Here is a 23,565-nt window from a genome sequence, read left to right as displayed (position 1 = left end):
TAGGATGTGCATTCGAAGTCACTCGGAGCGTTGTCGATCTTGCTCTTCTTTTAGTTTTTGTGGCGTCACGTCGTTTCCTTCCGGATCGACCACCTTCATGCCCATCATCTGGGACTTGAACGATTGTCGGAACGCTTTCAAATATTGCTGACGAAGCGCATGTTGCTCGTCCATCTCTTGTTGTGACAGACCGTCTGTCTTCGCTTTGTTGGCGAGGAAATTGATTCGTTCTAACTGTTCAGGTGCTAGCATCAGGCTCGCCCCCTCTCTACTGAATTTGTTCTTCTACTGTACAAAATCAGCGGCGAGGAATCAAGTTTTCAATCCTGAGACGTGCTCGAGGTAACGCCGGTTCACGGTCGCTTTCGACACTTCGTAACCGAACCCGCGCAACGTGGCCGCGATTTCGGCGAACGTCAGGCCTCGTTCGCGTAGCTGGACGATCTCCTCAATCGGCACTTCGATGCGGCTCCGACCGCCTTGGTCATGGTGCTGAATGTTTCGCTGTGGGTTGAACCCGTTCGCGACGGCCCGGCGCATCCCGCGTGAGATTTTGGCGTTATGGATTTTCCGCTGATACTCCTCGACGACGCTCACAATCTCGAGCACCATCTTCTCGGCATCGGATACGATATATTCGTCTGGTGATTGCATCGTCAAGAGCCGAACGTCATGCTTCATGAGCGTGTGCAAAATCGCGATTTTAGCGTTCCCTCGCCCGAGACGGCTATCGTCGGTCACGAGGACGGCGTCGAGGTTCGAGGCGGATACGTGTTCGAGTAAGTCGAGGAGCCCGCCACGGTTCACTTCGTATCCGCTCTCTTGTTCGGTGATGACATCGACGACGTCGGCCTCGAGCCGACGCGCCATCCGCGTCAATTCGTCGACTTGGCGATCAAGAGACGTCTCTTGCGCCGCCTTGTTCGTCGATACGCGACAATAAATGACGACTCGCATCTCGTCACTTCCTTTCTTTCCATTCCCTATCTACGATACACAGGAACGGGGGCGTTTCGCAAACAGAAACGATTATTCCGAGGCGAACCAAGTCGTCTTGCGCTCTTGCTTTTCAGCCCGCTCAGCGATGATGCGCGCTTCGAGCGTCTCCGCTTCCGTCTTGGCAACTTCCGCCTCGATGCTACGCGTGTCTTCGACGACCGGCGCCGCCACGTCCACTTGTCTCATTTCTCCGACCATAAAAAATGCGAACATCCCTACTACCAACAATCCGACTAAAATGATTCCATTCACTGTATCTTTCATTAAATTTCGCCTCCGTATCATAGGAATACACGTTCCCAAGAACGTTTGTTCGTTTATCTGTTCTCATCATAAAACAGGAACTTCTGTTCGGTCAAGCTAAAAAAACGAACGAATGTTTGTGCGCTCATGTGTTCTATGTTAAACTTAGACCATAAAGAATAGGATGCGTTCGCAGGATATTCGACATAATCGAGGTGACTTCCATTGAAAAAAATGTCAGCAAGACAACAGCAGATACTTGATTTTATAAAAGACGAGGTCCGCACCAAAGGTTATCCGCCTTCGGTCCGTGAAATCGGTGAAGCCGTCGGTTTGGCCTCAAGCTCGACCGTCCACGGTCATTTGGACCGTCTTGAAAAGCGCGGCCTTATCCGCCGTGACAAGACGAAACCGCGGGCAATCGAGATTTTGAGCGATGACACGGTCGTCATCGAAGACCACGACGCCGTCACGTACGTCCCGGTCATCGGGAAAGTCACGGCCGGTACACCGATCACTGCAATCGAGAACGTGGAAGAACATTTCCCGCTCCCGACACACATGGTCGGCGCCGATAACGTCTATATGCTTTCTGTCTCAGGAGATTCGATGGTTAACGCCGGAATCTTAGATGGAGACCGGGTGCTCGTGCGTCAACAAAGCACAGCCGACAATGGAGAGATTGTCGTCGCGATGACCGACGAAGGCGAGGCGACCGTCAAACGCATCTATAAAGAAGCTTCGAAAATCAGACTGCAACCAGAGAACGACGAGCTCGAGGCGATGTATTTTGATAACGTGTCGATTTTAGGGAAGGTCATCGGTGTATACCGGACGATTCATTAATGGCGAGTGGTAAGACGCATACGCGTACGAATTTCGTGGCAATCGGAGCTTTAGCGATTGCCACGCCTTTTATTGAACTCGATGTCCCGCTCGCCCTCCTTCTCGGCGCGATCGTCGGGACGCTCTGGCTCTCCCCGGACCTCGATTTGAAATCGGACGCCTATTTCCGTTGGGGGCCGCTCCGTGGATTTTGGTTGCCTTACGTGAAACTCATGCCGCACCGGTCGTTGTTTTCGCACTTACCGGTACTGAGCGACTTGATTCGCGTCATCTATCTCGGTTTCCCGCTTGTCATTCTGCTCACGTTCACGCCGTACGAGACGGCGGCGATCGCTTGGCTCGACGAGTTCGGCTTGTCGTTCTTCCTCGGGCTCACGTTCGCGACGACGTTACATACGACGCTCGACTATACGTCCACGTTTTTCAAACGTGCGTTCTAATCAGGACGTCTCCACTCGGGGACGTCCTTTTAAACGCGCAAAAAAAAGCGCCCGTGCTTTCCGAAGAAGGCACGAGCGCTTTTTTGCTTGGATTAGTAGAGCGTCATATACTGATCGCGTTCCCACTCTGTCACTTGCATACGGAACATGTCCCACTCGATCTCTTTCAATTCGAGGAAGTGTTCGCCGATATGCTCGCCGAGTGAGTCCATGACGACTTTGTCGCCACGAAGTACTTCGAGTGCGTCGAAGAGCGTCGCTGGAAGATCATCGATTCCGTTCGCGACACGCTCAGGCTTGTCCATCACGTAGATGTTGCTGTCGATTGGTTTTGGAGCAACCAAATCTTTCTCGATTCCGTCGAGGCCAGAAGCCAAGAGTGACGAGAGCGCGAGGTACGGGTTCGCCGCCGGGTCGACCGAACGTACTTCGATACGCGTCGAGAGGCCACGGGCCGCCGGGACACGAACGAGTGGTGAACGGTTGCGGGCGCTCCACGCTACGTAGCAAGGTGCTTCGTAACCTGGGACGAGACGCTTATACGAGTTGACCGTCGGGTTACAGATGGCCGTGAACGCACGAGCGTGCTCGAGGATTCCCGCCGTGAAGGCGCGGGCCGTGTCTGAAAGCTCCATTTCGCCGTTCGGATCGTAGAAGACGTTCGTGTCGCCTTTGAAGAGCGACATGTTCGCGTGCATCCCTGAACCGTTGACGCCGAAGAGCGGCTTCGGCATGAACGTCGCGTGAAGACCGTACTTCGCCGCAATCGTCTTGACGACGAGCTTGAACGTTTGGATGTTATCGGCTGTCGTCACGGCATCCGCATATTTGAAGTCGATCTCGTGTTGCCCTGGTGCGACTTCGTGGTGTGACGCTTCGATTTCAAAGCCCATATTCTCAAGCTCGATGACGATCTCTTTACGGCAGTTCTCACCGAGGTCGACCGGCGCCAAGTCGAAGTAGCCGCCTTGGTCGTTCAATTCGAGCGTCGGTTGACCGTTCAAATCCTTTTTGAAGAGGAAGAACTCTGGCTCAGGACCGACGTTGAACGCTGTGAAGCCAAGCTTTTGCATGTGCTCAAGGTTGCGTTTGAGCGTACCGCGCGGGTCACCGCTGAACGGTGTGCCGTCTGGGTTATAAATATCACAAATCAAGCGGGCGACTTTTCCGCTGCCATCTGTCCACGGGAAGACAACCCACGTGTTAAGGTCTGGATAAAGGTACATGTCTGACTCCTCGATGCGGACGAAACCTTCGATTGAAGAACCGTCGAACATCATCTTGTTGTCGAGTGCTTTGTCCAATTGGCTGATTGGCACCTCGACGTTTTTGATTGTTCCGAGGATGTCTGTGAATTGAAGACGAATAAAGCGTACGTCCTCTTCTTGTGCGATCCGTTTAATGTCTTCTTTTGTGAACGTTTTTCTGGCCATGGTGAAATGTCCCCTCTCACATTGTGTAATGGTTGATGTGTTGCCGTCAGCGATAAAAGCGCGAAAGCTCACCTTGGATGAGCGATGTCTTATTGAAGCGTCCGGCTTCTTGCAGTTGTGTCTTTAACAGTTGATGCAATTCTTTTTCCGAGATTTTCGGCGCATCACTGACCGGTGCCGGTGCGGCGGAAGCTTCCGCCTCTTTCGGCTCTTCATTGTCCAACATGTGGCGAATCGCCGCCAAGTTGAACCCTTGGTCGATGAAGTCCTTGATCGCGAGTAGACGTTCGACATCATTGAAGGAATAAAGTCGTCGTTTCGATTCCGTCCGACTAGGCGAAATCAGACCCTGTTCTTCATAATACCGAATCTGCCTACCTGTCAGTTGCGTTAAATCTTGGACGATTCCAATCGGAAACAACGGGTTGGAGCGACGAAATTGATCGGCCATCCCTTACCCCTCCTTTGCTGTCTTACACTGTGAGAATAATACATGACACTTTTCCTGTCAAGAGATGTTAAGAAAGTTAACATGACATTTCGGTTACAATTCAGTTGTGAGTTTAGTCTGGTCAAACGAGACGAGTCCTTTCGTGCGTAACTGGCTCAAGGCGAGCATCAATGCGACCTTGACATGCGCATACGTCAAGCCGCCTTGAACGTAAGCCGTATACGGTGCGCGGAGCGGTCCATCGGCTGATAGCTCGATCGACGACCCTTGGATGAACGTCCCGGCCGCCATGATGACGTCATCCTCATAGCCTGGCATATACGCCGGCACCGGGAGCGCATGCGCGTTCACGGGCGAGGCCATCTGGATGCTTTGGCAGAAAGCGATCATCTTGTCGCGGTCTCGGAACGTCACCGATTGAATCAAATCGGTCCGACGCTCGGCGTGGTGCGGCGTCGTCTCGAAACCGAGCAACGCGAGCAGGCTTGCTGACAGATGCGCCCCTTTCAACGCCTGGGCGACCGTGTGCGGGGCCATATAGAAGCCTTGGTACATCTCTTGGAGCGAATAGAGCGACGGGCCTGCCTCGCTGCCGATACCAGGGGTCGTCATTCGGAACGAACAACGTTCCACGAGTTCACGTGTCCCGGCGATATAGCCGCCCGTCTTCGCGAGCCCACCTCCCGGGTTCTTAATGAGGGAACCGGCCATGAGGTCGGCTCCGACATGTGTCGGCTCCAACGTCTCGACGAACTCGCCGTAACAGTTGTCGACGAAGACGAACACGTGCGGATGGGCCGCCTTGATTTTTGTAATCGCCTCCCCAATCTCCTGCACCGGGATGCTGCGCCGGTTGGCGTAGCCTTTTGAGCGCTGGATGCCGACGAGCTTCGTCTCGGGACGAATCCGCGCGATGACCGCGTCGATGTCAATCCGGTCGTCTTTCAGTTCGACTTTGTCATACGTCACGCCGAGCTCTTTCAATGAACCGCGACCATCGCCGCGAATCCCGACGATTTCCTCGAGCGTGTCGTATGGCTTCCCGGTGATATAGAGCAACTCGTCTCCAGGCAAGAGCACACCGAACAAGGCAATCCCGATGGCGTGCGTCCCTGAGATGATTTGTGGCCGGCAGAGCGCGAGCTCGGCACCGAACACGTCGGCATAGATGGCTTCGAGCGTATCCCGACCGATGTCGTCATAGCCGTAGCCCGTCGTCGGATTGAAATGGAAATCCGACACTTTATGTTTTTTGAACGATTCGAGGACGCGGAACTGGTTGTATTCCGCCGTCTCCTCGATTCGTTCCACGAATGGTTTGATTCGCGCTTCCGCCGCTTTCACGAACGGCGCAATCTCTTCATAATGTTCAATCTTTTCCTGCCACATACGTCACACCTCAAATTGTTTCAGCGTCGCATATAGACGCGTGTCTTCTCTCATATATCCGACGAGTTCGACCGAACCGTCATCTAAAAACTTCTCTTCAAGCCGATACATCGCCTCTTTCGCCGGATGATAGTGCTCGAACGAACTGACCGGCAAGACGACGTGGACGCGCGTCAACACGTCACAAATCTTATCTTCGACCGCGCCGATGAGCGTCTCGATGTCGCTCGGGTCAATCGCCGAGATGAGGAGCCGCCCACCGAGGAAGTCCTCGGTCAACCGGTCTTTCTTGTTGTACACCTCGAGTTGAGGCACCTCGCTCGCCCCGAGCTCTGAAAGAACGGAGTTCGTCGTGTCGATTTGGTTCAAGTAGTGCGGGTTCGACGCGTCGATGACGTGTAGCACCAAGTCAGCCCCGACGACTTCTTCGAGTGTCGACCGGAACGCCGCGACGAGTTTCGTCGGCAAGTCGCGGATGAATCCGACCGTGTCGGTAATGAGCACTTTTCCGCCCCGCGGCAGTTCGAGCTCACGTGTGAGCGGATCGAGCGTCGCGAACAGTTCGTCTTGCTCATACGTGTCCGCCTCGGTCAAACGGTTAAAGATTGTCGACTTCCCGGCGTTCGTATATCCGACGAGGGCGATTTGGAAGACGCGGTTCTCTTTCCGGCGTTCTCGGTAACGGTCACGGTGCGCGACGGTCCCTTCGAGTTGCTTCGAGATCTCATCGATTCGACGCTTGATGTGACGACGGTCCGATTCGAGTTTCGTCTCACCCGGTCCGCGTGTCCCGATGCCGCCTCCAAGACGTGACAACTGCGTGCCCTGTCCGATTAGGCGTGGCAACAGATAGTTCATCTGTGCGAGCTCGACTTGGAGCTTCCCTTCTTTCGATTGGGCGCGTCCTGCGAAAATGTCGAGGATGAGCTGGGTCCGGTCAATCAATTTCATCTCTTCGGGATCGTTCAGCGAGATGCGGATGTTCTTCGATTGCGCCGGTGACAGCTCGGCGTTGAAGATGACGATGTCCGGCTCGAACTGTTCGACGAGCATGGCGAGCTCTTCGATTTTCCCTTTGCCGATGAACGTGCGGCGGTCGACTTGTTGCCGCTTTTGATCGAGTCTCGCGACGACTTCACCCTTCGCGGTGTCGACGAGTTCGACGAGCTCGCCCATCGACTGTTCATATGTCCAATCATCGACCGTCGGTAGCTGACAGCCGACGATGATTACTTTCTCTCGTTGCATATCCATTCCTCATTCCTTTTTGAATCTCACCTCCCATCTTACCACGAATCGAGGAATGGAGAACGTCCGTTTGTGGTACGATAAGAAGAGAAGGAGGAACGACGATGACGAAACGAACGAAAGATTATCCACTCCCGGAATACATCGAGACGTATTTGTATCACCTCGGGGCGAGCGGACGGCAACCGTCGACGCTGAAACGCTACCGCTACGACTTGATCGACGTCCATAAATACTTCCGTGACCATAACGTCGAACTCGACACACCGAACGACTGGCTTGCCGTCCCGCTCGAATCGTGGAAGACGTTCGTCAACGACTTCCTCATCGAAGAGAAACTGTACCAACAGGCGACGGTCGCCCGCATCGTCACGGTCATCAACAGCTTGACGACATTTTTGAACCCGCTCCGTAAAAAGATGCTCCACTACGCGCAACCGGCGCATACGCTGACGATTGACCAAATCGCACTCGAGACGGAGTTCGACCGGCTCGTCAAGACGATTCGTTCGACGAAAGGATTGAGCGAGAACCAACTGCAAGCGCATCCGTATCTTGTCAACCGGAATGAGCTGATTGTGACGCTCTTCTATAAATACGGGCTCCGCGTCCACCATATCATCCGGCTGCGAATGAATGATTTGCATCTCGCGAGCCATGCGTTCGACGTCTACGACCGGCTCGGCAACAAATTCACGTTGAAACTCAGCCAAGCGGACCAGTCGCTCCTCATGAACTATCTCGCCGACATCCCGACACCGGTGCGCCCGCGCTGGTACTCGGACGACCCCGTCTTCGTCTCGTTCGATTTCGCCCGGATGACGTTCCGCTGGGTGTATGCGAAGAACCAGCCGAAGCAGCTGACGATCGTCATGATCACGAAAATGATGCGCCAGTTGAACGAACGGAGCGGTCTCGCCCGCTCGGTCACACCGTCGATGCTCCGGAACGCCCATGTTTTGAAGACGTATGCGGAAGACATGACCCCAATCGAGCGCATGAACGTCACGTGCATGCATAAGGAGTCGTCGCTTCGCCGTTATGAGCAGGCGTATGCCGAGTTCGGTGAGACGCTCTATGCATCAAAAACGATTCTGTAACGAGCCGGCATGAACGCATGTCGGCTTTTCGACTGATGATTTCAAGGAGGAGAGGCCATGCTGTTCCAAAAGATTCAAGCCGCATTGTTCAGTCTGTTCATCATCCCGTTCGTCTTACCGCTCGTACTCCCGGACGCATTCGAATTACCGTATTGGCAGAGCGTCCTCGTCTATGCCTTGTTCGCCCTCCCCGTCGTGTTTCTGTACGGGACGACGATGTCGCTATTGTCGGAATACCTCAGCGAAAAGACGCCATTCCGCTCGAAACGGATGACGTCTTTGATGTTCCACCTTATCGCTGGCTGGTTGTTCGTGCTTCCATACGGCCTGTTGTTCGACCTATCGATTTTCGAGACGGGAGTGTTCAACTTCGCATCCTTACTCGGTGTATTGAGCGCAGCCGTCTTTTTCATCATCGATCAGCTGCTCGGTCATTATTTCAAAACCTCATAATCAACCGGTCCATTCCGCTCGCAACAGCCCATAGACGACATGGTCGACGTAGCGGTCGTATAGCCATTCGGCGTCGCGGAGCACGCCTTCTTGTTTGAATCCGAGTCGTTCCGGGAGCGCCCGGCTTTTCACGTTCCCCGTCGCGACACGAATCTCGATTTTATTGAGCCCGAGGTCGCGGAACCCATACTCGATGAGCGTCTCGAGCGCTTGACTCATAATGCCCTTCCCTTGAAAGTCTTGGCCGAGCCAATAGCCGACCGTGCCGCACTTAATGCCCCGGTTGATATCGTTGAAGCCGATCGTCCCGGCGAGCTCGCCCTGATACACAATCGCGAACGATTTCGGATACCCGCCCGTCTCCATCAATCCTTTAATTCTGCCTTCGATATTTTGTCGCGAATCGTCGACCGTCTCGATATAATCGAGCCAACCGAGCCATTCGCGAAGGTATGGCTTCGAGGCCATCGTCAATTGGAACAACGCCTCCGCATCATCGATGGTAAACATTCGTAGTTGAAGCTGGTCATTGATGTCATAGTGTAACATGTCGTTTCCCCCTGTCACTTTCCATTTATTGTGTTCTTAATCATTTTATCGTAAACTATTTGTAAATAATTTGAAAGCGGTGAAAGTATGTAAATCGACATCATGTCATCCACCCAAAATTGAATAGTTCTGGAGGAGAATCATGATGAAGTCGTTTTACCTGCTGCTGGTCAGTCAATGGCTGGCGAATATCGGTGACGTGCTTTATATCGTCGCCTTGATCGCTTTGTTATATCAACAGACCGGTTCCGCTCTGGCCGCCGCTAGTTTCCCGATTGCCGTCACAATCGGCATGACCGTGAGCGGTCTGTTCTTTGCCCGCGTCTTGTCTCGGTTCACCCTCGGTCAGACGTTGCTCGTCACACAACTGTTGAAGACGGTCTTGCTCGGGACCGTCATCTGGTCTGACTCGATTCTCGTCCTCGGACTCGTCGTGCTCATCGCCTTCTTGGACGGGTTCGCCCGTCCGGTCCAGGCGTCTTTCATCCCACGGCTGACGACGAATCGCCAACAAGCGAACAGTCTCGTTCAAGGGTCGAACCAGTTCATCCAGCTGGCGATGTGGCCGCTCGGTACGATTGTTGTCACCTCGTTTTCTAGCGCACTTGCTCTGATGATCGCGTTGATGATGTTCATACTCTCGACGCTCGTCACGTATCAATTCGTCCGTTCCCTTGAGCGCGACGTGACGATAGAGAATGGTGAATCAGACATTTCCCTCAGAGACAGCCTTGCCATCGTGCGAACAGCACCTAACGCTCGCTTAATCACGGTGTTCGTCACGTTCGAATCGTTCGTCAGCACGCTCTGGATTTCGGCGCTCCTGCTCGTCTATCTGGAACGCCACCTCCACATCGATACAGGCTGGTGGGGAACGATGAACGCGAGCTTCTTGATCAGCATGATTCTGGCCAGTGCGTATCTGTATCGCGAGCACCGAAGCAGTTCGCTTGGAATCAGCTCCATGCTGTCGGTCGGGGCGGCCTTGTTGTTCGGCGTGACGTCTCATATCGTGTTCGCACTCATCGCGCTCGCGGTTCAAGGATACGCCACCCAACTCCGGATCGTCCAGACGAACACGGTGCTCCAAGAGACAATGCCGGCCGCGCAACTGCCATACGTCTATAGCGTCCAACAGACGGCCTACACCCTCGCCTTCAGCATCGGCAGTCTGACGTTCGGGCTACTCGCGGACGGATTGCCGATCGCTGTCGTCTATTTGATTGGTGCAGCGTTGACCGTCCCACTCGTCTGGCTCGGTCGACAAATCGATTTGACGGAAGATGTAGTTCAATCAACTTAACAAATAGGCGCCTTCTCGCTTCTGAGAGGGCGCCTGTTTACTGTCATGCGTACTTTAGTTTACCAATCAAAGTAAAAGCTCGGGCTTCCGCGACGGATACAGGTTAACCCAATCGCCGCCTCGACAGTCGGGTCCGACAGCGTGATGATCTCAAGGACCGTGTCCAAACCGTAAATCCGATAGTGATACAACATGGCATCGTCCGGTTTGATGAACTCCCATAACTGAAATCGCGTCTTTTGTAGCTGGTCGAGATAACCTGACTTTGTATAGCGAACGACTTGATTCCCTTCAAAGTGGTCGTGAGACGTGACCACCACCCCATCGGCATACGATTCATCGATGACTTCCATGTAGATGATGTCTTCAAAGCGGAGCTTCACGTTCACCATCTCGCTTTGCGGATGAACCCCATTCGTCTCGAGGCGCTCACGGAAAGAGGTGTTCTGTTTCTTGCGGTGGTCGAAAAGTTGCAGCTGGAACGTCAGGCGTTTCGGACCGATCTCATAATTGAAAGCAAACACGTGCATCATCCCGTCATACAAGAATAAATCTTCAAATCTCATTGGAAATCACTTCTCCCGCAAGTTTATACTGAAACGCACCGTACCCATCCCCTTGTGTCAAATCGCCTCCGATGAACAATGAGACGGTTTCTGTCGCGGTCGGGATGAGGAATCGAATGCCTTTCCACTCTTCAGATTGGTTTACTAATGAGACAAGCTGATGCAAGGAATGTTCTGAAAGTTGTGATATCTCACCTCTCACCTTATATGTCTTCGACCACATCCATTTCCCGATGCGTTCCATCGAATGATCGCATCCCGTCCGCTTCGCCCAGATTTCAAAACCGGACAAAAATTCATTCTTTGATGAAACGATATGAAATGATTGAGCACCAAGCGTGACCAACAAATAAGTTATAAATGATGTAGGTTCTTTCAACTTCGGTAAATAAAACTCCCTCCATTGGCTGTCCCACAAATTGTCCCACGAAAAATCATAGAGAGATTCCATTTGTGCAGAGAATGAATCTGGATAATGAAATGTCTGACTGTGTGCTAATAAAAAATCGAGGAAGGAAGCATCGTGTCCGGCTAGCGCGATGGACACAACATTTTCTGTATATAATTTGCGATGATACGAATTATACAAAAAGACTAGTTTTTCATTCGAATAGATGCCAATCGGTAACGTCAAATCAATCCACCGAAGCTGAAGTAATTCTTGCTTCGTCATATGTAAGTTCAGCTCTGAATAATCTGTCACACGATAAGAATCATTCAGCAGACAATCAGACCAAATCGTTTTGATTTGAAACAAATCAATCGTCTGGAACGTCTGCTCGTGTAGCTTCTGGACATTCACTTCATCAAAGTTCAACGTACATTCCCCTTTCGCTCAATGAATTATGAATGGATGGCGAAAAAATATCTTATACTGATAGAAACTACTGAAACGGAGTGAAGCATCGTGACCGACCTCTCAACTGAAGACAAAAACGAGTTATTTGCGATGATCGAATCGCGCTTTGATAGCCACATGGAGCGACATCCGGATGTCGTCTGGTCAGATGTGGTAATGAAGCTTGAGACGAATCCGGACAAGCTCCTCACACTCTTTGAAATGGAACGGACCGGCGGCGAACCGGACGTAATTCGACTTCCAAACGGTGAGCTCGCCTTTTGTGACTGCTCCCCGGAAAGTCCGAGCGGACGGCGTAGTCTTTGTTACGATGAGCAGGCGCTAGCGGCCCGGAAGAAGAACAAGCCGGACGGGAGTGTCGTCGCCTTAGCTGAACAGATGGGGCTTGAGCTACTTGACGAAGCGACGTATCGCTATTTGCAGACGCTCGGTACGTTCGACTTAAAGACGTCGAGTTGGATTGTAACGCCAGAGACGATTCGTCAAAAAGGCGGCGCCTTGTTCTGCGACCGCCGCTATGACCACACCTTTGTTTATCACAACGGTGCCGATTCGTATTACGCGGCCCGTGGATTTCGTGGGATGTTCAAGATTTGAGCAAGGCCAAGTGCCTTGCTCTTTTTACGTGAATAGCCACTGAAAGACGACCGGAATGTATTTGATAAAGAAGAGGCTTACGAAAAAAAAGCGAGGGTACTTTCAGCACCCACACATACCAGGCGTTGTTTTTACGCATCCAGAACAAAAAGAGGGCGTGAAGCAGTGCATTCTGTGTGACGTTTGACCCATGCAGCATTTGACTAAAGTAAGCTCCCCATCCAGGGAATGAATCGATCCCAAACGATGCCGTGAAATCCGACGACGTATCATATTTAATGCGTACGTACCACGCCATCGCATAAACTGATACGAACAGCGATGCCCAAATCGTCATCCATAAAAATATGAAAAATTCTTTCCACGATTCCACGTCGATGATACAAATGGCGATTAAAATTCCAATCCCAATCACAACGTTAATAATAAACAGCGGAGAAATCGTCAGAATCGAAAATTCTTCAGCTGTCATGAATGATCCGGCTACTACATTTGAAAGTTGACCCATCATCGGATCCTCATCGCTTTTACGGGTGGGAGCAATGTGTCATATAATTCGACGTACAGCATAATGCCTAGCCCGATGCCGATAAGTAACAAGATTGCACCGAGATGTTTCGTCGTCATGAAGAGAAGCAGTACATGAATCACAATCGTTGCGATGATGCTGTCTACCGTACTAGAGCCATCCGTGATTGCTTGTTTAGGTTTCACTAATAAATAAATGCCTACTGTCGAAACAAGCATACTTAGGCTCGCAATTAAAATAAAATCAATCATCCCAATATTTCTCCAAACTTTTAATTTTAAATCGGTATTTGAAATAAAAACACTTTTTTAAATATTCCTCTTCAAATTTTATAGTCTCCCCTTTGAAATGTCTACCAAAATTTTCAAGATGAAACGCATTACCTTGTTTAAAACACTAATCGCCCACTCCTCGATCGGTCGGGCTGCACGATTGATTGAAAAATCGAGAACAATCCTGCACTTACCAAGACACAAAAAAACTGCAGACAGTTCGTCTGCAGTCTCAAGTTTACGCGTGGAGCGTCACGTTCAATTCTTCTGCGACCGCCTTGAAGGAAGCGAGCGCGCGTTCGAGGTCGTCACGTGTATGTTCCGCCGTCACGATCGTCCGGATCCGCGCCTTGCCTTTCTCGACCGTCGGGAAAGCGATGCTCTGTGCGAACACGCCGTGGTCTTTCAACTTGTCCGAGAACGTGTGCGCGAGCGTCTCTTCGCCGAGCATGACCGGTGTGATCGGCGTCGTCGCGTGACCGATGTCGAAGCCGAGGTCACGAAGACCCGTCTTGAAGAACTCCGTGTTCGCCCAAAGCTTATCGAACAGCTCTTCTTCCTCTTTCATAACACGAATCGCCTCGCGGTTCGCCGCGACGACCGCTGGCGGGTGTGACGTCGAGAACAAAAATGGACGTCCCTTTTGAATCAAGAAGTCGCGGACGTCGTTCGAACAGGCGACGTAACCGCCGAGGACACCGATTGCTTTTGAGAGCGTCCCGACTTGGAGCGCGACCCGTCCATCGAGTCCGAAGTGATTGACCGTCCCGCGCCCGTTCTGACCGAGGACGCCCGAGGCGTGCGCATCGTCGACCATGACCGCCGCGTCATACTTCTCGGCGAGCTCGACGATCTCTGGGAGCGGGGCGATGTTTCCGTCCATCGAGAAGACGCCGTCCGTGACGATGAGGCGCGTCCGATAGTCTTGCGTCTCTTTCAACGCCACCTCTAAATCGGCGAGGTCGACGTGTTTATAGATGCGACGGGCCGCCTTCGTCAAGCGGATGCCGTCGATAATCGAGGCGTGGTTGAGCGCGTCACTGATGACGACGTCTTCCGGACCGAGGAGCGCCGACAAGACGCCGAGGTTCGTCGCGAAGCCCGACTGGAACACGAGTGCCGCTTCCGTATGTTTGAACTCGGCGAGCTCACGTTCGAACGCCTCATGCATCTTGAACGTCCCGGCAATCGTCCGGACCGAGCCCGTACCGGCGCCGAACTGTTCGACCGCTTCAATCGCCGCTTGCTTCAGACGTGGATGGTTGGCGAGGCCGAGATAGTTGTTCGATGACAATTGCACGAGCGACTTCCCATTGATCGTGACCTCGTTCCCTTGCGCCGACTCGAGCGGCACGAGCGAGCGGAACGTGCCCGCTTGCTTCATCTCATTGACTGCTTCTGTAATATGTTCAAATGCCATATCGATTCCCCCTATTTATGGTAATAAGACGACCTTTCCACATTTCCCGGCCCGCATGAGCTCGAAACCTTGCTCGAACTCCTCGAGCTTGAACACGTGGGTGATAATCGGTTCGACGTTCAATTGCCCGGTCGCAAGCATCGTCGACACTTGGCCCCACGTCTCATACATCTTGCGCCCGGTGATTCCTTGAACTCGGACCCCTTTAAAGACGACGTCGCGCGTCAAGTCGATGGCGACCGGTTTCGCCGGAAGGGACAACACGTTGACGTCGCCCCCTGCCGTGACCATCTTGAACGCTTGATCAATCGCGACGGGATGCCCGCTCATCTCACAGACGACATCGATGCCGTCTCCGTCCGTCTCGTTCATAATCAACTCGAGCGGATTCTCTTCTAAGCTATTGATGACGACGTCCGCCCCCATCTCTTCGGCGAGCTTCAACCGATACGGGTTGACGTCAATCGCATACACACGGCTCGCCCCGGCCGCCTTGGCGACCCCGACGGCCATGAGCCCGATCGGTCCGCAGCCGACGATGGCGACCGATTTGGCCGACACGTCGCTCGCGAGCACCGTATGGACGGCGTTGCCGAGCGGCTCCTGAATCGAGGCGAGCTTCGCCGGCATCGAGTCTGGGTTGACCCATAAATTTTCTTCCGGCATGACGACGTACTCGGCGAAGCACCCTTGCGTGTCGACGCCGATGATCTTCGTGTTTTTACAGATGTGATATTGTCCGCGCAGACACTGTTTGCACTGGTGACAGACGATGTGCGTCTCGGCCGAAACGGCTTGACCGATTTTGATGCGCTTCGCCCCTTCCCCGAGCGCCACGACTTCCCCCGAGAACTCGTGACCGAACACGTACGGCGGCTTGACGCGGCTCTTCGCCCAATCATCCCACTCGTAAATATGGACATCGGTCCCACAAATCGATGTCGCCGTCACTTTGATTAATACTTCACCCGGACCCGGTGTCGGAATCGGTACTTCGACCAATCTTGCCCCGAACCCGGCCGCATGTTTTTGAATCGCTTTCATAACAGGTGTCGTTGCTTCCTTCTCTGTCGTTGACACGAGCTGTGCCATTGAAAACGTCCCCCTCTTATCTCTTAATCGAACTTCACGTTCTCTTTCATCTTGTCATAAAATGACGAAACTGAGAAGACAGAACGTCGGATTTCAATCAAAAAAAGAGGAGCCATCCGCGCCGATGGCTCCTCTTTACAAGAATAGGACCTATGTCCCGACCGCAAGCTCATCTCGGTTCGATGATGAGCTTAATCGCAGTTCGTTCTTCCCCGTCAATCAAAATATCCGTGAACGCCGGAATACAAATCAAGTCGAGACCGCTCGGCGCGACGAAACCGCGCGCGATGGCGACCGCCTTAATCGATTGATTGAGCGCTCCGGCGCCGATTGCTTGAATTTCACACGTTCCCTTTTCACGAAGTACGCCAGCGAGTGCACCCGCAACGGAGTTGGGATTCGATTTTGCCGAAACTTTGAGTACGTCCATTCTTGTTTCCCCCTCGGGTAGGTTGTTCAGTCAAACCAAACGGTCTGATCGTCTAGGTGTATGCGTTCGATTTTTGTGGCTCGCTTCGATTGGTCATCGATTGTGATTAAAACTCCATTAAGTTGTTCCCGTCCCTCGGCAACTTCAAACCGGACCGGCAGTTGTGTCAGGAATTTTTTCAACACGACGTCCGCGTCCATACCGAGCACACCGTCGAGCGGTCCCGTCATGCCGACGTCTGTGATATAGGCCGTCCCACCCGCGAGCACGCGCTCATCGGCCGTCTGGACGTGCGTGTGTGTGCCGACGACCGCTTGGACACGACCGTCTAAGTGGTAGCCCATCGCAATCTTCTCGCTCGTCGCCTCGGCGTGCATATCGACGAAGATGGCGTCGACGTCATCTTTCACCTCTTCAATCAATGCGTCGACCGTTCGAAACGGACAGTTGAGCGACGGGAGGAAGACCGTCCCCATCGCATTGATGACGGCGAGCTTCTTCCCGCGCTGCTTCAACACCATCACCCCGACGCCTGGTGTCCCGTCCGGATAGTTGGCCGGGCGGACGATGCGATCGGCATCATCAATCCAATCGAAGATGTCGCGGTTGTCCCACGTATGGTTCCCCATCGTCACACCATGGAAACCGAGCTCTAAAAACTGTTGGTAAATCTTCTTCGTGATGCCGCGCCCGTTCGCCGCGTTCTCGCCGTTGACGAGCATGAACGTCGGGTTGTACTTATCTTTCAAACGACCGATTTGCGCGGCCAAAATGTCCCGTCCCGGTTTCCCGACGACGTCACCGATAAATAAAATCTTCATGCTGTTCCTCCTCCATCAATAGAAAAAGCGGAGAAGGTCTCCGCTTTTTTACTTCGCATAATCGACGGACCGCGTTTCGCGGATGACCGTCACTTTAATTTGTCCTGGATAATCGAGTTCATCTTCAATCCGCTTACAGATATCGCGTGCCATCTTGCTTGCCACGACGTCGTCGACGACGTCCGGACGTACGATGATGCGCACTTCTCGACCTGCTTGAATCGCGTATGATTTCTCGACGCCATCGAACGATTCACAAATCGATTCGAGGCGCTCTAAGCGACGAATGTAGCTTTCGAGCGTCTCTTGGCGGGCACCAGGCCGTGCCGCTGACAACGCGTCGGCCGCAGCGACGAGCACTGCAATCGTCGATGTCGCTTCGACGTCTCCGTGGTGCGAGGCGATCGAATTGATGACGACCGGATGCTCTTTGTACTTCGTGGCCAGCTCGACGCCAATCTCGACGTGGCTGCCTTCGACCTCATGGTCAATCGCTTTCCCGATGTCGTGGAGGAGACCCGCTCGTTTCGCGAGCGTCACGTCTTCTCCGAGCTCGGCGGCCATCATGCCGGCGAGATGTGCCACTTCGACCGAGTGGGCGAGTACGTTTTGACCGTAGCTCGTCCGGTAGCGCATGCGACCGAGCGTCTTGACGAGGTCTGGATGGACACCGTGGATGCCGGCCTCAAACGTCGCTTCTTCCCCGTATTCACGGATGCGCTCATCGACTTCACGGCGTGACTTCTCGACCATCTCTTCGATTCGGGCCGGGTGAATCCGACCGTCTTGGACGAGTTTCTCGAGCGTCATCTTGGCAATTTCACGACGGACCGGGTCGAATCCGGATAGGATGACCGCTTCCGGTGTGTCATCGATGATGAGGTCAATACCTGTGAGCGTCTCGAGCGTCCGGATGTTACGTCCTTCGCGTCCGATGATGCGGCCTTTCATCTCATCGCTCGGCAAGTTGACGACCGAAACCGTCGTCTCCGCCACATGCTCGGCGGCGTAACGTTGCATCGTGAGCGACAAGAGGTGCTTCGCTTTTTTATCAGCTTCAAATTTTGCTTTTTGCTCGATTTCTTTTTGAAGGAGAGCAGCATCGTGAAGCGCTTCCTGCTTCGCTTCGTCCATGATGATGGTCCGTGCTTCTTCTTTCGACAAGGCTGCGACGCGAACGAGTTCTTGGCGCGCTTCCTCGTACAGTTCCTCCACTTTGCTCTCAAGCGTCTCGGCTTCGCGTTTGCGTTTCGCGAGTGTCGCTTCCCGTTCGTCGAGTGAGTCTTCTTTCCGTTCGAGCATGTCTGCTTTCCGGTCGAGGACCTCTTCTTTTTGAACGAGGCGGTTCTCTTTCACCTTTTGCTCTTCGCGACGTTCGCGCAGTTCTTGCTCCGTCTCGTTGCGAAGTTGAATCATCTCTTCTTTTACTTCAAGCCGTGCTTCTTTTTGCATCGCTTCCGATTGTTGTCGCGCTTGCTCTACAATCTTGGTCGCTTCCGTCTCAGCACCTTGAATCTTCGCTTCGGCGATCGATTTACGCACAAAAAAACCTGCAACAAAAGCTATCGGCAAAAGGAGGATCAGAATAAGCTCTAATAGCCATTCCATCATGTTCACCTCCCTTTCGCAAGGTTATTTTATTTTTCATGAATGAATACGCGAGCGAGCCCGCGTCTAGCTTTATTGTACTTATTTACATAGGAGAATGCAATGCGCGGACAGGATAGAACTACCAATTCATAAAAAAATTATACTAAAAAAATCTCACTCAGAATCCTCTGAGTGAGACGTGTCACTTATTCCTCATCTAAAAGCGAGAGCACGTCATCGTCTTCCGCAGCGACGGTGACCGTTTTTTCGCCGTTCAACCCGTAATGATCGCGAATCTGTTCTTCGACAGCTGCCGCGACGTGCGGATTCTCTTTCATGAACTGTTTGGCATTCTCACGGCCTTGACCGAGACGTTCTTCATTGTATGAGTACCACGCACCGCTCTTTTGAACGATATCGAGGTCGGCCCCGATGTCGATGAGCTCCCCTTCACGTGAGATTCCTTCTCCGTACATGATGTCAACTTCCGCCGTTTTGAACGGTGGTGCGATCTTGTTTTTGACGACTTTAATCTTCGTCCGGTTCCCGACCATGTCTTGTCCTTGCTTGAGCGTCTCAGCACGACGCACTTCAAGACGGACAGACGAGTAGAACTTGAGGGCACGTCCACCTGGAGTCGTTTCCGGGTTCCCGAACATGATCCCAATCTTCTCACGGATTTGGTTGATGAAGATGACGATCGTCTTCGACTTGTTCGTCGCCCCAGACAACTTACGGAGCGCTTGGCTCATGAGACGGGCTTGGAGACCGACGTGCGAGTCCCCCATTTCCCCTTCAATCTCGGCTTTCGGGACGAGTGCCGCAACCGAGTCGACGACGAGGATGTCGACCGCACCTGAACGGACGAGCGCCTCAGCGATTTCAAGCGCTTGCTCCCCTGTATCAGGCTGTGACAAGAGAAGCTCGTCGATGTTGACACCGAGGTTCTTCGCGTATTTCGGGTCGAGGGCGTGCTCGGCATCGACGAACGCTGCCTGACCTCCGCGTTTTTGTACTTCGGCGATCGCGTGGAGGGCTACTGTCGTCTTACCTGAAGATTCTGGTCCGTACACTTCGATGACGCGTCCCCGCGGATAGCCGCCGGCGCCGAGGGCGATGTCGAGGGCGATCGACCCTGACGGTGTGACCGATACTTGTTGATCTGTATTTTCACCAAGGCGCATGATTGAGCCTTTACCGAACTGTTTCTCGATTTGGCGTAACGCCATGTCTAACGCTTGTTTACGATCACTCATAGATAAATGAGCCTCCTTTGATTGATACTCCTATTATAAGCTAACGACATCACATACACAAGTTTTTTGCGAACGTTTATTCGCCTTTTTTTACTCGTTTCAATAATGCCCATAATCCATCTTTTGCGGCCCGTTCTTGAATCACGTGTCGTTCTTGATGCGGATAGTGGCGTTCAATCACATCAATGCCACGTCTCGTCTTCACGCCGATATATACCGTCCCGACAGGCCGTCCGGAACTTGAGACGGGACCGGCCTCTCCTGTATAAGCCAACCCATAATCGGTCGACGTCAGTTGAATCAAGCCGTGGATCATCTCAGAAGCCACTTCTTTTGAGACGACCGAGTGAGACTTTATTGTAGCAAGAGACACCCCTAAACACCTATTTTTTAGCTCGTCGGAGTACGTGACGACGCCACCTCGAAACACGTTCGACGCACCCGGGACGGCGGTGAGCATCGCTTGGACGCGTCCGCCCGTCAACGACTCGGCGACGGACAACGTGGACTGTCGACGTTCGAGTTCGCGAAGCAACGCGGTCGCCAACGTATCCTCATCCGACCCAAAATAATAGGCGCCGACACGGTTCAAAATATCTTGCTTCACGGCGGCAATCATCTCGTTTGCCTCGCTTTCCGTTGTCGCCTTCGCACTGATCCGTAGCCGCGCCTCCCCGGACTCCGCATACGGGGCGACGGTCGGATTCGATCCGGTCATCAAGTGCGACACGGCGTCATCGAGTGCCGATTCGCCTATCTCATAGAAACGGAGCGACTCGGATACGAGTGTCGCCCCCGAAAACTTTTGCGGAAACGTCGCTTCGACGAGCGCCTTCATCTCCCGAGGGACGCCCGGCAAGAGGAGCCACGTCGTCCCCCCATCGTCTAGCCACATCCCGGGAGCGAGACCGACCGGGTTGGCGAGCACCTCACAACCTTCTAACACGTCGGCTTGCCGTCGGTCCCCTTCGTTCAATTCACGTCCTCGCGAGCGGACGAATCGCGCAATCGTGTCGAGCGAGGCTTCGTCCCGGGTGATTCGACGGCCGAGTAAGTCGGCGAGAACCGTCTTCGTGATGTCGTCATTCGTCGGGCCGAGCCCGCCGGTGACGATGACGAAGTCGCTGCGCTCCCGCGCCTTGGCGAACGTCTCTTTAAGGCGCGCGGCGTTATCCCCGACGACTACATGATACAGGACGGGGATGCCATGCTTCGACAATTGAAGTGAGATGTAACGCGCGTTCGTGTTTGTGATTTCGCCTAGCAGTAGTTCAGAACCTACCGCAATGATTTCGGTCCGTTGCATGGATTCTCCTCCTCACGATTCAAAAAAGACGAGTTGCAACCACAACTCGTCTCCTCGATTCACATCGACTTTACAATGATTTTATAGTTTTGGGCGAAATATTCGGCTCCCGAATAAATCGTCAAGGCGAGAGCGAGCCACATCGCCCACTCTCCGAACGGGATGCCGACGTAACTGAAAATCGGGTTCCCGAACAATAAGAAGATGATGGCAAACAGCTGGACCCACGTCTTCGCCTTGCCTGACTTACCGGCCGCGACGACGATGCCTTCATCGGCTGCGACGAGTCGCAGCCCGGTCACGGCAAACTCACGCGACAAGATGACGACGACGACCCACGCCGCGACGAGATTCATCTCGACGAGCAAGACGAGCGCCGCGGTGACGAGTAATTTGTCTGCGAGCGGATCCATGAACTTCCCAAAGTTCGTCACCAAATTGTGCTTTCTCGCCAAATGGCCATCCAGCCAATCGGTGATGGCCGCGACCGTGAAGACGACGGCGGCTAAAAATTGATGGAGCGGGACTTCCGCTCCGAGGAAAGCGATGTCTCCCCACTCAAAGTCTACTGCGAGCAAGACGACGAAGACGGGAATCAATACGACCCGTAACATCGTCAAGCGGTTAGGTAGGTTCATCGAGAACTCCTCCTCTAGAAGAGCGTCGGCTTATTCAGCATCGACTCTCTTCACAAAAATATTTTGTGTGACCGGTGAATCGGCTAGTTCGAGCTCTCGACCGTTGACGACGATTTTCTCGACGCCACCGATCAAACCGATTCGGATGCGTAGCGTGTCCGTCTCGGCGTCTTCGATGACGATTGGATTTTGTTTCGATTGGTTCGGATACTCAGGTGCGAGGAACGGTCCTTCAAGCGACGTATCGCGGACCCCGACATACGTCGCCGGTGACTCCTTCACATGAATCTCGGTCGTCAATCGCTCAGCGGTCGCAATCTCATACGTCAAGTCGGCTCCGTTCGTCTCGGTGACGGCGATGGGGCCTGTCTCTTCGACCGGCTCTTCCTCGACTGGCTCTTCCTCGACCGGCGCTTCTTCAGCCGGCTCTTCTTCTGGCACTTCTTCATTTTGGTTGATTGACACGCCAGAGCTCGGCGCCTCGTTCGGTGAAGCGTCTTGCCCGCCAAAATCAAGGCTTCGGACCACGTACCACACGGCCGTCATGAGCAAGAAGGCGACGAGAACGAGCATCACTTTCGGCACCCAACGTGAGACGCGGCTCGACGTCTCCGATGCTTTCGAGTACGTCTGTTTGCGAGACAACTGCGCCGTCGGTTGCGGTTCGATTTTCGGCAAGTCTTTCGCATACGTTTCGTACAACTCGTCGACGTCTAGACCGAGCGACTCGGCATACGTCTTGATGAACGCCCGTGCATAGAACGAACCAGGGAGATTTTTATAATCACCTTCCTCGATCGCGATGATATAGCGCTTTTGAATCTTCGTCGTCTGCTGGATTTGGTCGAGCGTCAAGCCGCTCGCCTCACGCCTTTCTTTCAAAAAAGTCCCTAGTTCTGTCACAGGGGTCCACACCTTCCATTCAAGTAATTATTCAAACCATTCTGCTTCACGATGCGTTTCTTGCGGGATGATGATGACTTCATCTTGATTGTTGCGCAACTCGATAATATAGTCAAAGTCCTCGAACACGCAGTCCGTGTTCCGGACGTATAGGTCAGGATGTTCAATCACTTTGACGGCCGGGAGCCGCATGACTTCTCGAATCAGTTGACGGTGCCGCTCGTCCATCGTCCTTGTCGAGACGGCGCCGTCGATTATGTAGACGTGATCGCCTTCCCGTTCTTCTTCAAACAACGATGTCCGAACCGTCTGCTTCATGAGCGTCGACGAGAGGAAGAGCCAGCGCTTGTTGGCACATACGCTGGCCGCAACAATCGACTCGGTCTTCCCGACACGCGGATTGCCGCGGACACCAATCAACAGGTGACGCTCTTCTTTCATCAGTTCGGCGACAAAGTCGACGAGGACACCTAAGTCCTCGCGGACGAACCGGAACGTCTTTTTGTCATCGTTATCATGTTCGATATAGCGCCCGTGCCGAATCGCGATACGGTCGCGAAGTTTCGGCCGACGCAGCTTGATGACGGCGATCGCTTCCATCTTGCGGAGGATATGTTCGAGCCGGTGGACGTGATCGGCTGCCGGCGCTTTTAACAGCATCCCACGGCGTTGCAGGTCGACCCCGTTAATCGTCACGATTGAGATTTGGAGCATTCCCATGAGTGATGCGATGTCACCGAGAATACCAGGTCGATTTTGGCAAAGTTCATACTCGAGATACCATTCTTCGAACTTATGATCCATCCGGTCCACCCTTTCCGCTACACGTTCA

At 53.2% G+C, this 23,565-nt stretch carries 28 protein-coding genes; 6 read left to right on the top strand and 22 right to left on the bottom strand.

Annotated features, from left to right (window positions below):
* Positions 1-18: 18 nt before the first annotated feature.
* From KB235_RS08410 to KB235_RS08400, 3 genes are all read right to left on the bottom strand, one after another.
* A complete protein-coding gene (locus KB235_RS08410; RefSeq protein WP_211779368.1) occupies positions 19-252 on the bottom strand; it encodes a DUF896 domain-containing protein in 234 nt (77 codons plus the stop codon).
* A 60-nt stretch (positions 253-312) separates the two neighbouring features.
* Positions 313-957 (bottom strand): YneB family resolvase-like protein, encoded by a 645-nt coding sequence (locus KB235_RS08405; protein ID WP_034805000.1) that lies wholly within the window; start codon positions 955-957, stop codon positions 313-315.
* A gap of 72 nt (positions 958-1,029) precedes the next feature.
* Positions 1,030-1,263: a hypothetical protein gene (locus KB235_RS08400; RefSeq protein WP_034818241.1), complete on the bottom strand. Its 234-nt coding sequence runs from the start codon at positions 1,261-1,263 to the stop codon at positions 1,030-1,032.
* A gap of 204 nt (positions 1,264-1,467) precedes the next feature.
* Here KB235_RS08400 and lexA point away from each other — a divergent pair, with 204 nt between their 5' ends.
* Both lexA and KB235_RS08390 read left to right on the top strand, forming a co-directional pair.
* Positions 1,468-2,088 (top strand): transcriptional repressor LexA, encoded by a 621-nt coding sequence (lexA, locus tag KB235_RS08395; RefSeq protein WP_034818240.1) that lies wholly within the window; start codon positions 1,468-1,470, stop codon positions 2,086-2,088.
* Positions 2,088-2,528 carry a metal-binding protein gene (locus KB235_RS08390; RefSeq protein ID WP_034805008.1) on the top strand — a complete coding sequence of 147 codons (441 nt, stop codon included), beginning with the start codon at positions 2,088-2,090 and terminating at the stop codon, positions 2,526-2,528. Before lexA ends, KB235_RS08390 begins: the two co-directional genes overlap by 1 nt.
* 92 nt (positions 2,529-2,620) lie before the next feature.
* On the opposite strand, the gene glnA is transcribed toward KB235_RS08390, so the two are convergent.
* From glnA to hflX, 4 genes are all read right to left on the bottom strand, one after another.
* Positions 2,621-3,961: a type I glutamate--ammonia ligase gene (gene glnA / locus KB235_RS08385; protein WP_034805011.1), complete on the bottom strand. Its 1,341-nt coding sequence runs from the start codon at positions 3,959-3,961 to the stop codon at positions 2,621-2,623.
* A 46-nt stretch (positions 3,962-4,007) separates the two neighbouring features.
* Complete coding sequence (locus KB235_RS08380) at positions 4,008-4,412, bottom strand: MerR family transcriptional regulator (protein ID WP_034805014.1); 405 nt, start codon at positions 4,410-4,412, stop codon at positions 4,008-4,010.
* A 93-nt stretch (positions 4,413-4,505) separates the two neighbouring features.
* Positions 4,506-5,801: a methionine gamma-lyase family protein gene (locus KB235_RS08375; protein ID WP_211779367.1), complete on the bottom strand. Its 1,296-nt coding sequence runs from the start codon at positions 5,799-5,801 to the stop codon at positions 4,506-4,508.
* A 3-nt stretch (positions 5,802-5,804) separates the two neighbouring features.
* A complete protein-coding gene (gene hflX / locus KB235_RS08370) occupies positions 5,805-7,049 on the bottom strand; it encodes a GTPase HflX (RefSeq protein ID WP_246514148.1) in 1,245 nt (414 codons plus the stop codon).
* 104 nt (positions 7,050-7,153) lie between these two features.
* On the opposite strand from hflX, the gene KB235_RS08365 reads away from it, so the two are divergent.
* Together KB235_RS08365 and KB235_RS08360 are read left to right on the top strand one after the other, a co-directional pair.
* Complete coding sequence (locus KB235_RS08365) at positions 7,154-8,149, top strand: tyrosine-type recombinase/integrase (protein WP_034805020.1); 996 nt, start codon at positions 7,154-7,156, stop codon at positions 8,147-8,149.
* A gap of 57 nt (positions 8,150-8,206) precedes the next feature.
* The gene (locus KB235_RS08360; RefSeq protein WP_211779365.1) at positions 8,207-8,602 is read left to right on the top strand and encodes a hypothetical protein; all 396 of its coding nucleotides are present in this window, start codon (positions 8,207-8,209) and stop codon (positions 8,600-8,602) included.
* On the opposite strand, the gene KB235_RS08355 is transcribed toward KB235_RS08360, so the two are convergent.
* Positions 8,603-9,151, bottom strand: a complete 549-nt coding sequence (locus KB235_RS08355; RefSeq protein ID WP_211779364.1) for a GNAT family N-acetyltransferase — start codon at positions 9,149-9,151, stop codon at positions 8,603-8,605. It abuts the gene before it with no gap.
* A 142-nt stretch (positions 9,152-9,293) separates the two neighbouring features.
* Between KB235_RS08355 and KB235_RS08350 the strand changes: the two genes are divergently transcribed.
* A complete protein-coding gene (locus KB235_RS08350; protein ID WP_211779363.1) occupies positions 9,294-10,454 on the top strand; it encodes an MFS transporter in 1,161 nt (386 codons plus the stop codon).
* Positions 10,455-10,513: 59 nt separating this feature from the next.
* Here the strand turns inward: KB235_RS08350 and KB235_RS08345 are convergent, their stop codons facing one another.
* Positions 10,514-11,020, bottom strand: a complete 507-nt coding sequence (locus KB235_RS08345) for a hypothetical protein (RefSeq protein WP_211779362.1) — start codon at positions 11,018-11,020, stop codon at positions 10,514-10,516.
* Positions 11,010-11,837: a hypothetical protein gene (locus tag KB235_RS08340; protein ID WP_034818228.1), complete on the bottom strand. Its 828-nt coding sequence runs from the start codon at positions 11,835-11,837 to the stop codon at positions 11,010-11,012. Before KB235_RS08340 ends, KB235_RS08345 begins: the two co-directional genes overlap by 11 nt.
* Before the next feature lie 90 nt (positions 11,838-11,927).
* Here KB235_RS08340 and KB235_RS08335 point away from each other — a divergent pair, with 90 nt between their 5' ends.
* Positions 11,928-12,476 carry a DUF4256 domain-containing protein gene (locus KB235_RS08335; RefSeq protein WP_034818227.1) on the top strand — a complete coding sequence of 183 codons (549 nt, stop codon included), beginning with the start codon at positions 11,928-11,930 and terminating at the stop codon, positions 12,474-12,476.
* Here KB235_RS08335 and KB235_RS08330 read toward each other — a convergent pair.
* The 12 genes from KB235_RS08330 to KB235_RS08275 all read right to left on the bottom strand — a co-directional run bounded on the left by KB235_RS08330 (position 12,466) and on the right by KB235_RS08275 (position 23,537).
* Positions 12,466-12,987 (bottom strand): hypothetical protein, encoded by a 522-nt coding sequence (locus KB235_RS08330; protein ID WP_211779361.1) that lies wholly within the window; start codon positions 12,985-12,987, stop codon positions 12,466-12,468. The two genes, KB235_RS08335 and KB235_RS08330, sit on opposite strands and share 11 nt — an antisense overlap.
* Entirely contained in the window at positions 12,984-13,256 is a 273-nt protein-coding gene (locus KB235_RS08325) for a hypothetical protein (protein ID WP_211779360.1), read from the bottom strand. The genes KB235_RS08330 and KB235_RS08325 overlap by 4 nt, the downstream gene beginning before the upstream one ends.
* A 259-nt stretch (positions 13,257-13,515) precedes the next feature.
* A complete protein-coding gene (locus KB235_RS08320) occupies positions 13,516-14,697 on the bottom strand; it encodes a glycine C-acetyltransferase (protein ID WP_211779359.1) in 1,182 nt (393 codons plus the stop codon).
* A gap of 15 nt (positions 14,698-14,712) precedes the next feature.
* A complete protein-coding gene (gene tdh, locus KB235_RS08315; protein ID WP_211779358.1) occupies positions 14,713-15,789 on the bottom strand; it encodes an L-threonine 3-dehydrogenase in 1,077 nt (358 codons plus the stop codon).
* 169 nt (positions 15,790-15,958) lie between these two features.
* Positions 15,959-16,219 (bottom strand): stage V sporulation protein S, encoded by a 261-nt coding sequence (locus KB235_RS08310; RefSeq protein ID WP_024371608.1) that lies wholly within the window; start codon positions 16,217-16,219, stop codon positions 15,959-15,961.
* Positions 16,220-16,245: 26 nt separating this feature from the next.
* Complete coding sequence (locus KB235_RS08305) at positions 16,246-17,040, bottom strand: TIGR00282 family metallophosphoesterase (protein ID WP_034805045.1); 795 nt, start codon at positions 17,038-17,040, stop codon at positions 16,246-16,248.
* Between the two features lie 48 nt (positions 17,041-17,088).
* A complete protein-coding gene (rny, locus tag KB235_RS08300) occupies positions 17,089-18,651 on the bottom strand; it encodes a ribonuclease Y (RefSeq protein ID WP_034818221.1) in 1,563 nt (520 codons plus the stop codon).
* A 185-nt stretch (positions 18,652-18,836) separates the two neighbouring features.
* Positions 18,837-19,886: a recombinase RecA gene (gene recA / locus KB235_RS08295; protein WP_211779357.1), complete on the bottom strand. Its 1,050-nt coding sequence runs from the start codon at positions 19,884-19,886 to the stop codon at positions 18,837-18,839.
* A 76-nt stretch (positions 19,887-19,962) separates the two neighbouring features.
* Positions 19,963-21,192, bottom strand: coding sequence for a competence/damage-inducible protein A (locus tag KB235_RS08290; protein WP_211779356.1), 1,230 nt, complete (start codon positions 21,190-21,192; stop codon positions 19,963-19,965).
* Positions 21,193-21,251: 59 nt separating this feature from the next.
* Complete coding sequence (pgsA, locus tag KB235_RS08285; RefSeq protein ID WP_034818218.1) at positions 21,252-21,830, bottom strand: CDP-diacylglycerol--glycerol-3-phosphate 3-phosphatidyltransferase; 579 nt, start codon at positions 21,828-21,830, stop codon at positions 21,252-21,254.
* A 30-nt stretch (positions 21,831-21,860) separates the two neighbouring features.
* On the bottom strand, positions 21,861-22,733 hold the full coding sequence (locus KB235_RS08280) for a helix-turn-helix domain-containing protein (protein WP_211779355.1): 873 nt from the start codon (positions 22,731-22,733) through the stop codon (positions 21,861-21,863).
* Positions 22,734-22,760: 27 nt separating this feature from the next.
* Positions 22,761-23,537: a YmfK family protein gene (locus KB235_RS08275; protein WP_024371601.1), complete on the bottom strand. Its 777-nt coding sequence runs from the start codon at positions 23,535-23,537 to the stop codon at positions 22,761-22,763.
* Positions 23,538-23,565: the final 28 nt, after the last annotated feature.

This window comes from Exiguobacterium alkaliphilum (genome assembly GCF_018138125.1).
Classification (GTDB): domain Bacteria; phylum Bacillota; class Bacilli; order Exiguobacteriales; family Exiguobacteriaceae; genus Exiguobacterium; species Exiguobacterium alkaliphilum.
Note: the sequence above shows the minus strand (reverse complement) of the source record. Positions and strands in the feature narration are given on the sequence as shown.

Coding starts and splice junctions, on each gene's coding strand:
- KB235_RS08405 (WP_034805000.1), bottom strand. CDS start 957: ATGCGAGTCGTCATTTATTGTCGCGTATCGACGAACAAGGCGGCGCAA.
- KB235_RS08275 (WP_024371601.1), bottom strand. CDS start 23,537: ATGGATCATAAGTTCGAAGAATGGTATCTCGAGTATGAACTTTGCCAA.
- KB235_RS08390 (WP_034805008.1), top strand. CDS start 2,088: ATGGCGAGTGGTAAGACGCATACGCGTACGAATTTCGTGGCAATCGGA.
- KB235_RS08330 (WP_211779361.1), bottom strand. CDS start 12,987: ATGATGGGTCAACTTTCAAATGTAGTAGCCGGATCATTCATGACAGCT.
- KB235_RS08375 (WP_211779367.1), bottom strand. CDS start 5,801: ATGTGGCAGGAAAAGATTGAACATTATGAAGAGATTGCGCCGTTCGTG.
- glnA (WP_034805011.1), bottom strand. CDS start 3,961: ATGGCCAGAAAAACGTTCACAAAAGAAGACATTAAACGGATCGCACAA.
- KB235_RS08345 (WP_211779362.1), bottom strand. CDS start 11,020: ATGAGATTTGAAGATTTATTCTTGTATGACGGGATGATGCACGTGTTT.
- KB235_RS08320 (WP_211779359.1), bottom strand. CDS start 14,697: ATGGCATTTGAACATATTACAGAAGCAGTCAATGAGATGAAGCAAGCG.
- KB235_RS08365 (WP_034805020.1), top strand. CDS start 7,154: ATGACGAAACGAACGAAAGATTATCCACTCCCGGAATACATCGAGACG.
- KB235_RS08355 (WP_211779364.1), bottom strand. CDS start 9,151: ATGTTACACTATGACATCAATGACCAGCTTCAACTACGAATGTTTACC.
- KB235_RS08290 (WP_211779356.1), bottom strand. CDS start 21,192: ATGCAACGGACCGAAATCATTGCGGTAGGTTCTGAACTACTGCTAGGC.
- KB235_RS08380 (WP_034805014.1), bottom strand. CDS start 4,412: ATGGCCGATCAATTTCGTCGCTCCAACCCGTTGTTTCCGATTGGAATC.
- KB235_RS08350 (WP_211779363.1), top strand. CDS start 9,294: ATGATGAAGTCGTTTTACCTGCTGCTGGTCAGTCAATGGCTGGCGAAT.
- KB235_RS08360 (WP_211779365.1), top strand. CDS start 8,207: ATGCTGTTCCAAAAGATTCAAGCCGCATTGTTCAGTCTGTTCATCATC.
- recA (WP_211779357.1), bottom strand. CDS start 19,886: ATGAGTGATCGTAAACAAGCGTTAGACATGGCGTTACGCCAAATCGAG.
- hflX (WP_246514148.1), bottom strand. CDS start 7,049: ATGCAACGAGAGAAAGTAATCATCGTCGGCTGTCAGCTACCGACGGTC.
- KB235_RS08325 (WP_211779360.1), bottom strand. CDS start 13,256: ATGATTGATTTTATTTTAATTGCGAGCCTAAGTATGCTTGTTTCGACA.
- tdh (WP_211779358.1), bottom strand. CDS start 15,789: ATGGCACAGCTCGTGTCAACGACAGAGAAGGAAGCAACGACACCTGTT.
- KB235_RS08410 (WP_211779368.1), bottom strand. CDS start 252: ATGCTAGCACCTGAACAGTTAGAACGAATCAATTTCCTCGCCAACAAA.
- KB235_RS08310 (WP_024371608.1), bottom strand. CDS start 16,219: ATGGACGTACTCAAAGTTTCGGCAAAATCGAATCCCAACTCCGTTGCG.
- KB235_RS08305 (WP_034805045.1), bottom strand. CDS start 17,040: ATGAAGATTTTATTTATCGGTGACGTCGTCGGGAAACCGGGACGGGAC.
- rny (WP_034818221.1), bottom strand. CDS start 18,651: ATGATGGAATGGCTATTAGAGCTTATTCTGATCCTCCTTTTGCCGATA.
- KB235_RS08400 (WP_034818241.1), bottom strand. CDS start 1,263: ATGAAAGATACAGTGAATGGAATCATTTTAGTCGGATTGTTGGTAGTA.
- pgsA (WP_034818218.1), bottom strand. CDS start 21,830: ATGAACCTACCTAACCGCTTGACGATGTTACGGGTCGTATTGATTCCC.